At 65.9% G+C, this 8,512-nt stretch carries 8 protein-coding genes and 1 pseudogene; all 9 read left to right on the top strand.

What is annotated here, in order from left to right:
* Window positions 1-18 precede the first annotated feature (18 nt).
* Entirely contained in the window at window positions 19-1,227 is a 1,209-nt protein-coding gene (locus QM712_RS24100; protein ID WP_415025645.1) for a deoxyguanosinetriphosphate triphosphohydrolase, read from the top strand.
* A gap of 9 nt (window positions 1,228-1,236) precedes the next feature.
* Window positions 1,237-3,027 (top strand): arginine--tRNA ligase, encoded by a 1,791-nt coding sequence (argS, locus tag QM712_RS24105; RefSeq protein ID WP_415025646.1) that lies wholly within the window; start codon window positions 1,237-1,239, stop codon window positions 3,025-3,027.
* 141 nt (window positions 3,028-3,168) lie between these two features.
* Entirely contained in the window at window positions 3,169-4,734 is a 1,566-nt protein-coding gene (locus QM712_RS24110; RefSeq protein ID WP_415025647.1) for an SPOR domain-containing protein, read from the top strand.
* Between the two features lie 46 nt (window positions 4,735-4,780).
* On the top strand, window positions 4,781-5,809 hold the full coding sequence (gene nagZ, locus QM712_RS24115) for a beta-N-acetylhexosaminidase (RefSeq protein WP_415025648.1): 1,029 nt from the start codon (window positions 4,781-4,783) through the stop codon (window positions 5,807-5,809).
* Window positions 5,806-6,645: a segregation and condensation protein A gene (locus QM712_RS24120; protein ID WP_074120661.1), complete on the top strand. Its 840-nt coding sequence runs from the start codon at window positions 5,806-5,808 to the stop codon at window positions 6,643-6,645. Before nagZ ends, QM712_RS24120 begins: the two co-directional genes overlap by 4 nt.
* Window positions 6,646-6,666: 21 nt before the next feature.
* Window positions 6,667-7,416 carry an SMC-Scp complex subunit ScpB gene (gene scpB, locus QM712_RS24125; RefSeq protein WP_415025649.1) on the top strand — a complete coding sequence of 250 codons (750 nt, stop codon included), beginning with the start codon at window positions 6,667-6,669 and terminating at the stop codon, window positions 7,414-7,416.
* A gap of 167 nt (window positions 7,417-7,583) precedes the next feature.
* Window positions 7,584-7,817: a twin-arginine translocase TatA/TatE family subunit gene (locus tag QM712_RS24130; protein WP_195804379.1), complete on the top strand. Its 234-nt coding sequence runs from the start codon at window positions 7,584-7,586 to the stop codon at window positions 7,815-7,817.
* Window positions 7,818-7,901: 84 nt separating this feature from the next.
* Window positions 7,902-8,426 carry a Sec-independent protein translocase protein TatB gene (tatB, locus tag QM712_RS24135; RefSeq protein WP_415025650.1) on the top strand — a complete coding sequence of 175 codons (525 nt, stop codon included), beginning with the start codon at window positions 7,902-7,904 and terminating at the stop codon, window positions 8,424-8,426.
* Window positions 8,423-8,512, top strand: a pseudogene (locus QM712_RS24140) (twin-arginine translocase subunit TatC); the annotation flags it as partial. The gene tatB and the pseudogene QM712_RS24140, both read left to right, overlap by 4 nt.

Raw genomic sequence — 8,512 nt, forward strand, 5'->3', positions numbered from 1 at the left:
ATAGGGACTAAATTCGTCGTGTCCGTCGGAATGGCTGCCCCCCGCGCACCCTATGCCTGCGACCCCGATCGCAGCCGCGGCCGGCTGGTCGCCGAGCCGCCGAGCCGGACCCGGAGCCCGTTCCGGCGGGATTGCGACCGCGTGATCCATTCCACCGCCTTCCGCCGCCTGAAGTACAAGACCCAGGTGTTCGTGTTCCACGAAGGCGACCATTACCGGACCCGGCTGACCCATTCGCTGGAGGTGGCGCAGATCGCCCGCGCGCTGGCCCGCCAGCTGGGGCTCGACGAGGATCTCACCGAGACGCTCGCGCTCGCCCACGATCTCGGCCATCCGCCGTTCGGGCATGCCGGCGAGCGGGCGCTCGATGCCTGCCTGAAGGATTTCGGCGGCTTCGATCACAATGCCCAGACCCTCCGCGTGGTCGCCTCGCTCGAGCACCGCTATCCCGAATTCGACGGGCTGAACCTGACCTGGGAGTCGCTCGAGGGCATCGTCAAGCACAACGGCCCGCTGACCGATCGCAGCGGCGCGCCGGTCGGGCGCTATCGCGAGCACGGCATTCCCGTCGGTATCGCCGACTACACGGCGATCTACGACCTCGAGCTCTGGAGCTTCGCATCGCTGGAGGCGCAGGTCGCGGCGATCGCCGACGATATCGCCTACGATGCCCACGACATCGACGACGGCCTGCGCGCCGGGCTGTTCCATCTCGACGATCTCAAGGTGATGCCGCTGACGGCCGAGATCATCGCCGAGACATCGGCACATTACCCCGATCTCGAAGACGTCAGGCGCGGCGCCGAACTGGTGCGCGAACTCATCTCGCATCTGATCGGGGCGGTGTTTGCTGAGGCGCAGAAGAACATTGCCGCGGTCCGGCCGCAATCGGCCCCGGACGTGCGCCAGCAGAGCCGGGCGTTGATCGCGTTTCCGGCGGCCGTTGCCGAGGAGGAGGCCGCCATCAAGCGCTTCCTCTACCAGCACATGTATCGCCACAAGCGGGTGATGCGGGTAATGGGAGAGGCGGAACAGATCCTGTTCGACCTGTTCGCAAAATACCTCAAATCGCCGGGTGAGCTTCCGCCGGAATGGCTGGTGGGGGCGAAGCAGGACGACGAGGGGGACCGGGCTCGCCGGATCGGCAATTTCATTGCCGGAATGACCGACCGCTTCGCCCTGACCGAACACCAGCGGCTCTTTGACTCGACCCCGGATTTGCGTTAGGCGGCGCCCATGCCCGACACATCCTCATCGCTGCATCTGTTCGCCGACGTGCTTGCGCGCGTGCATGCCGCCTGCCGTGGCCTCGCCGTGGAAGCCAACTGGCCCGAGGGCATCGATTTCTCGCGCGTGGTGGTCGAGCCGCCGCGCGATCCCTCGCATGGCGACATGGCCACCAACGCCGCGATGGTGCTTGCGAAAGAGGCAAAGGCGAAACCCCGCGACCTCGCCGAGCAGATCGCCGAGCGGCTTCGCGCCGACGCGCTGATCGCCAAGGTGGATGTCGCCGGTCCCGGCTTCATCAACCTGACGCTGAAGCCCGCCGCCTGGGCGGAGGCGCTGCGGACGGTTCTGCGCGACGGCGCCGATTACGGTCGCGTCCGCGGCGGCTCCAAGGTCAACGTCGAATACGTCTCGGCCAATCCGACCGGACCGATGCATGTCGGCCATTGCCGCGGCGCCGTGTTCGGCGATGCGCTGGCGAGCCTGCTGCAGTTCGGCGGCCACGACGTCACGCGCGAATATTACATCAACGACGCCGGCGCCCAGGTCGACGTGCTCGCACGCTCGGCGTTTCTCAGATACCGTGAGGCGTTGGGTGAGGACATCGGCGCCATTCCCGATGGACTTTACCCCGGCGACTATCTGAAGCCGGTCGGTGCGGCGCTCGCGAAGGAATACGGCGACAAGCTTCTCGCGAAGAGCGAGGCCGATTGGCTTCCGGCCGTTCGTGCCAAGTCGATCGCGATGATGATGGATGAGATCAAGGGCGATCTCGCCGCGCTGAACATCCGCCACGACGTGTTCTTCTCGGAGCGTTCGCTGATCGAGAGCGGCAACAACAGGGTTGCCGAGACCATCGACTTCCTGCGCGCCAAGGGCGACGTCTACGAAGGCCGCCTGCCGCCGCCGAAGGGCGCGCCGGTCGAGGATTGGGAAGACCGCGAGCAGCTGCTGTTCAGGGCGACCGCCTATGGCGACGATGTCGATCGTCCACTGATCAAGTCGGACAATTCCTACACCTACTTCGCCTCCGACATCGCCTATCACAAGAACAAGTTCGACCGCGGCTTCGCCGAGATGATCGACGTGTGGGGCGCCGATCACGGCGGTTACATCAAGCGCATGCAGGCGGCGGTCAAGGCGACGACTTCCGGCAAGGGCGCGCTCGACGTCAAGATCGTCCAGCTCGTGAAGTTGCTGCGCAACGGCGAGCCGGTGAAAATGTCGAAGCGAGCCGGGGACTTCGTCACCTTGCGTGAGGTGGTGGATGAAGTCGGGCAGGACGCCGTTCGCTTCATGATGCTTTACCGCAAGAACGACGCGGTGCTCGATTTCGACCTCGCCAAGGTCATGGAGCAGTCGCGCGACAATCCGGTCTTCTATGTGCAGTACGGCCACGCCCGCGGTCATTCGATCTTCCGGAATGCGCGAGCCGAGGTGTTCCCGGAGCTGCCCAAGGAGTCCGGCAAGCGCATCGCCTGGCTCGCTGAGTCGGCGCTGGAGCGGCTGTCGGACCCGGCCGAGCTCGATCTTTTAAAGCGCCTCGCAATTTATCCGCGGATGCTGGAAGCTGCCGCCGCAGCCCATGAACCGCACCGTATTGCCTTTTATCTATATGATCTAGCGAGCGAATTTCACGCGCTTTGGACGAAGGGGCGCGATCTGCCCTATTTACGCTTCATTATCAATAATGATGCAGATCTTACACAGGCGCGACTGGCAATGGTCCAGGGCGTCGTCTCGGTCCTGGCATCGGGCCTCGCCATCCTCGGCGTCCATGCCCCGGACGAGATGCGGTAGTTTGGGGCGAACTACTTAAGGGAATTTTTGGGGGGTACCGGCAGAAGCCGGATCGCTTAGACTTGGTTGAAAGCCTTGTGGGTCGAAAACTGCGCCTTGGTCGAGGGGAGCGCGGTTTTCCCGAAGGGACGCATCATCACGATGGCCGATCGATATCACGACAGACCGTTTCCTTCCGATGACTATGGTCGCGGCGGCGATCAACATGGGAGAGCGGAGAACGATCCCTTGGCTGAACTCGCCCGACTGATCGGACAGACCGATCCGTTCGCCGCGCAGGGGAGCGCCGGCAAGAGGCCGCCGGCAGCGCCGGCGCCGGCCCAAAGCTACGCGGAAGACAGCTATCAGCACGACGATTACCAGCAGGACTATGCCGAGCCGGCATCGCCGCCGTCTCAGCCGGGTCCGTCATGGATGCGGCGCGCCAATGTGCAGCCGCAGCCGGCACCCGCGCCGGAGCCCGACTATCCGGTCTCGGTGAACCCCGTGCATCCGCTGCACCGCTACACGCCGGCGCAGGCGAGGCCCGAGCCTGATTTCCAGCAGCAGGCCTATCAGGATCACGCCTACCAGGAACAGGCGTATCAAGATACGGCGTATCAGAACCAAGCCTATCAGGAGCCGCACCAGCAGCCCGATCCGTCGCGCTATGACGACGCGCTGTACGGCCGGCTCGAGTCGGGTGAGCAGGATTTCCAGCGCGATCCGGCCTATCCGGACGATCCCTATGCTTTCCAGAGCGATTATCCCGAGGCCGATCTCGACGAGCCGAAGAAGCAGCGCGGCGGCATGATGACCGTGGCGGCGATCCTCGCGCTCGCCGTTGTCGGGACCGGAGCAGCCTTCGCCTACAAGACCTACATGGGGTCGCCGCGCAGCGGCGAGCCGCCGATCATCAAGGCGGACAACACGCCGACCAAGGTCGTGCCGGCACCGAACGATTCATCGACGAAGGTGCCCGATCGCATGGCCGCCGGTGACGGCAGCGAGAAGATCGTGCCGCGCGAAGAGGCGCCCGTTGACGTCAACGCCAGGGCAGGGACGGGTGGTCCGCGCGTGGTGTTTCCGCCGCTGAACCAGAACGCCAACCCGCCGTCGGTGGCGAGTGTCTCGCCGTCCGCGATCCCGCCGGCGAGCGCCGGTCCGGCGCCGAGCAACGGCACCCTTCCGAACAATTCACCGCGTCCGATCCGGACCGTGGCCGTGAAGGGCGATCAGACCGACAGCACGGCTCCGCAAGTTGCCGCGCCCGCCACGGTCGCGCGGCCGGCAACAGCGCTCAAGCCCGGCGCCGCAGTGGCGCCGGCCCCCTCGCGGACTCCGCCGACCTCGGCCAATGCCAGCGCCACGCAGCCGCTCTCGCTGGCCCCGCAGGGCTCGCCATCCGAACCGCCGCAAAGGCTGGCCGCGACCAATCCGACGCAACTCGCGCCTGCGAGCAGCGGTGGGGGCGGCTTCGTCGTGCAGGTCTCGTCGCAGCAAAGCGAGGAGAGCGCCCACGCGTCCTATCGCGTGCTGCAGGGCAAGTACGGCAACGTGCTCGGGTCTCGCTCGCCGGTGATCAAGCGGGTCGATCTCACCGACAAGGGCAAGGGGATCGTCTATCGCGCCTTTGCCGGACCCTATGCTTCGGCTGACGAGGCGATGCAGGCCTGCAACAGCCTGAAATCAGCCGGCCTGCCGTCCTGCTTCGTCCAGAGGAATTAACGGCCGTTTCCTTGACCCCCTGACGGGGCAGGGTTAATCGGCCCTTATGAGCACGCGGGCCTTCATTACCGGCGTATCCGGAACGGAACTGACCGCCGCCGAGCGGGAGTTTATCCGTGCCGAGCGCCCATGGGGTTTCATCCTCTTCAAGCGCAATATCGCGACCCCGGCTCAAGTCGCTTCACTGGTTGGGGAATTGCGCAGCGTGGCAGCGGCTCCCGACGCGCCGGTCCTGATCGACCAGGAGGGTGGGCGCGTGCAGCGGCTGGGGCCGCCGCACTGGCCGGTCTACCCGCCGGGCGCGGTTTTCGGGACGCTCTACGACACTGATTCGGCCCTGGGGCTCACGGCTGCACGCCTGAGCGCCCGCTTGATTGCGGCCGATCTCGCTGATCTCGGCATCACCGTCGACTGTCTGCCGCTCGCGGACGTGCCGGTGTCGGGCGCCGACGCGGTCATCGGCAATCGGGCCTACGGCACCGAACCCGGCAAGGTCGCGGCGATCGCTCGCGCCGTCACCGAGGGCCTCGAACAGGGCGGCGTGCTGCCGGTCCTCAAGCACATTCCCGGCCACGGCCGGGCAACTGCGGACACTCATTTCAGGCTCCCCACGGTCGACACGCCGAGGGACGAGCTCGATCGCACCGACTTCGCAGCGTTCAGGCCGCTTGCGGACCTGCCGATGGCGATGACTGCACATGTTGTGTTTAGCGCCGTCGACCCCGCCCATCCGGCCACGACTTCTGCGACAATGATCGCTCAGGTGATTCGCGGCGTAATCGGGTTCCAGGGTTTGTTAATGAGTGATGACGTGTCGATGAACGCGCTGGCGGGAAGCCTGGCCGAGCGGACGCGGGCCATCTTCGCGGCCGGCTGCGACATGGCCCTGCACTGCAACGGCAACATCGAGGAGATGCGCGACGTCGCCGGCCAAACACCTGAATTGTCGGGCAGGGCGCTGGAGAGGGCAAATGCCGCGCTCGCCGCGCGCAAGCCTCCGCAGCCGTTCGATCGGGCGGCCGCACGCGCCGAACTCGACGCACTGATCGCACGGGCAAACACGGCATCCGCATGACCGCAGAAATCTTATCGTTCGAAACCGGGCGGCCCGCCGAGCTCGCCGAGGGCGAGCCGGCGCTGGTCGTGGACGTCGAGGGCTACGAGGGCCCGCTCGACCTGCTGCTCGCGCTGGCGCGGCAGCAGAAGGTCGACCTCGCCAAGATTTCGATCCTGGCACTGGCCGATCAGTACCTCCACTTCATCGAAGCCGCGCGAAAGATCCGGCTGGAGCTCGCCGCCGACTATCTCGTGATGGCGGCCTGGCTCGCGTTCCTGAAGTCGCGTCTGCTTCTGCCGGAGCCGCCGACGGCGGAAGGACCGAGCGCCGAGGAAATGGCGACAGCGCTCGCCAACCGCCTGCGGCGCCTGGAGGCCATTCGCGAAGCGGCCAATCGGTTGATGAACAGGCAGCAATTGCTCCGCGACATCTTTCCGCGCGGCGAGCCCGAGCAGATCGCCGAGATCAAGCATCCGAAATACACGGCGACGCTGTACGACCTGCTGACCGCCTATGCCTCGCAACGCCAGTCGCGCGTGCTCGCGAGCGTGCACCTGGCCAAGCGCACGGTGTGGTCGCTGGCCGAGGCGCGCGCCACGCTCGAGCGATTGGTCGGCAGCATCAGCGAGCAGGATGACTGGGGCGTTCTCGACGACTTCCTGATCCGGCACGTCGCCGATCCAACGCAGCGCGCGACGGTGTTCGCCTCGAGTTTCGCCGCCGCGCTCGAACTGGTTCGCGAGGGCCAGCTCGAACTGAACCAGAAAGAGGCGTTTGCGCCCATCTATTTCCGGAAGGGGCGTCCTAAACCGGTCCCGGACGCAGCTCCTGCGCCCGACGCGCCGGTGGGTTAAGTGCAAGAAGGAGAAGCTGCCATGGCCTTGGCGGAAGTTCGGGTGGAAGAGGTCGAGCCGATGGACAACGAAGCCCAGGCGCGCCCCGAAGAGTTGCGGCTGCTCGAAGCACTGCTGTTTGCTTCGAACGAGCCGCTGGATACCGCGACGCTGGCCAAGCGGATGCCGGAGGGCGTCGACGTCAAGGCCGCGCTCGAGCAGTTGCAGGCCGACTACGCCTCGCGCGGCGTGAACCTCGTGCGCGTCGCCAACAAGTGGACCTTCCGCACCGCAGGCGATCTCGCCTGGCTGATGACGCGTGAGAGCACGGAGACCCGTCGCCTGTCGCGCGCCGCGATCGAGGTGCTGGCGATCATCGCCTATCACCAGCCGGTGACGCGCGCCGAGATCGAGGAGATCCGCGGCGTGGTGACCTCGAAAGGCACGCTCGACGTGCTGCTGGAGACCGGCTGGATCAAGCCGCGCGGCCGCCGCAAGACGCCCGGCCGTCCGCTGACCTTCGGAACCACCGAGGACTTCCTGTCGCAGTTCACCCTGGAACAGCTCGGCGACCTGCCGGGCCTGGAGGAGCTCAAGGGTACGGGTCTGTTGGATTCGCGCCTGCCGACCGGCTTCAGCGTGCCGACGCCGTCCGATGATCCGGCGTTGCGCGAGGACGAGGATCCGCTGGAACCCGGCGAGGATCTGGATCTGGCGCTGGCGCCTGCGGTCGAGCCCGAGACGCCGGAAACCGGCAATGAGGGTGGTGGCGAGGGTGGCAGCGAGGAGTGATCCTCCAGCCTTTTACGGGCCCCCTGCGACCAGTTAACACTAGCAAGATTACGTAGCGCCAACAGCGAATTGACGCTGCCTTGGTCCTTGTTTTTGACACCTGCCAAGCCTAGGTTTCGGTCAAGATCGGCCGGCTCCCCGGCCATGCGTGTTTGGAGGGTTGCAGGATGGGTTCGCTTAGCATTTGGCACTGGATCTTGGTGATCGCAGTGGTCCTGCTGCTGTTCGGCCGCGGCAAGATTTCGGATCTGATGGGCGACGTCGCGCAGGGCATCAAGGCCTTCAAGAAGGGCATGCAGGATGACGACAAGCCTGCCGAGAAGCCCGAGCCGTCCAAGTCGATCGAGCACAATGCCGCGCCGACCGCGGCACGGTCCGACGTCGGCAGCAAGGCCGTCTGAGCCAAAGAATGGACTGACGCGGGCGGTCCCGATCCTGCGCGGAGAGGATTGGGCCGATTGCGGCTGGCCTGAACGGAAGACCTCATGTTCGACATCGGGTGGAGTGAACTGGTCCTCATCGGGGTGGTAGCCCTGGTTGCCATCGGCCCGAAAGAGCTGCCGGGCGTGCTGCGCATGGTCGGGCAGTGGATGGGCAAGGCCCGCAAGATGGCGGCCGAATTCCAGGGCCAGTTCCAGGAAGCGATGCGCGAGGCCGAGATGGCCGACCTCAAGAAGAGCTTCGACGAGGTCAAGGAAGCCGCCTCCGGCTTCGCCAGCAAGAATCCCCTGACGTCTCTACAGAAAGACGTCAGCGACGCGCTGCGGATCGATCCGCTCGACAAGCCGGCCGACACCTCCACGACCGCCGCCGTCGAAACGCCGGCGGTTTTGATCGAACCGCCGGTGACACCGACGACTCCGGAAGCGCCGACGCCCGCGACCTTCGTTGAGGCCGAGGCGCATGCGGCCGTGAACGAACCGCTCGCGGTCACCCGTGAGATCGAGCAGGCGCCGTCTGCCCAGGACACCGTGCCATCCGAGGCGATCAAGGACGCCAAAGCGTCATGAGCGACGCCGACATCGAGGCCAGCAAAGCCCCATTGATGGACCACCTGATCGAGCTGCGCTCGCGGCTGATCAAGGCGCTGCTCGGC

Source organism: Bradyrhizobium sp. (assembly GCF_047605465.1).
Classification (GTDB): domain Bacteria; phylum Pseudomonadota; class Alphaproteobacteria; order Rhizobiales; family Xanthobacteraceae; genus Bradyrhizobium.

Excerpts from the sequence above, each read along its gene's own strand:
- QM712_RS24120 (WP_074120661.1), top strand. The coding sequence starts at position 5,806 with ATGACCGCAGAAATCTTATCGTTCGAAACCGGGCGGCCCGCCGAGCTC.
- tatB (WP_415025650.1), top strand. The coding sequence starts at position 7,902 with ATGTTCGACATCGGGTGGAGTGAACTGGTCCTCATCGGGGTGGTAGCC.
- QM712_RS24130 (WP_195804379.1), top strand. The coding sequence starts at position 7,584 with ATGGGTTCGCTTAGCATTTGGCACTGGATCTTGGTGATCGCAGTGGTC.
- scpB (WP_415025649.1), top strand. The coding sequence starts at position 6,667 with ATGGCCTTGGCGGAAGTTCGGGTGGAAGAGGTCGAGCCGATGGACAAC.
- nagZ (WP_415025648.1), top strand. The coding sequence starts at position 4,781 with ATGAGCACGCGGGCCTTCATTACCGGCGTATCCGGAACGGAACTGACC.
- QM712_RS24110 (WP_415025647.1), top strand. The coding sequence starts at position 3,169 with ATGGCCGATCGATATCACGACAGACCGTTTCCTTCCGATGACTATGGT.
- argS (WP_415025646.1), top strand. The coding sequence starts at position 1,237 with ATGCCCGACACATCCTCATCGCTGCATCTGTTCGCCGACGTGCTTGCG.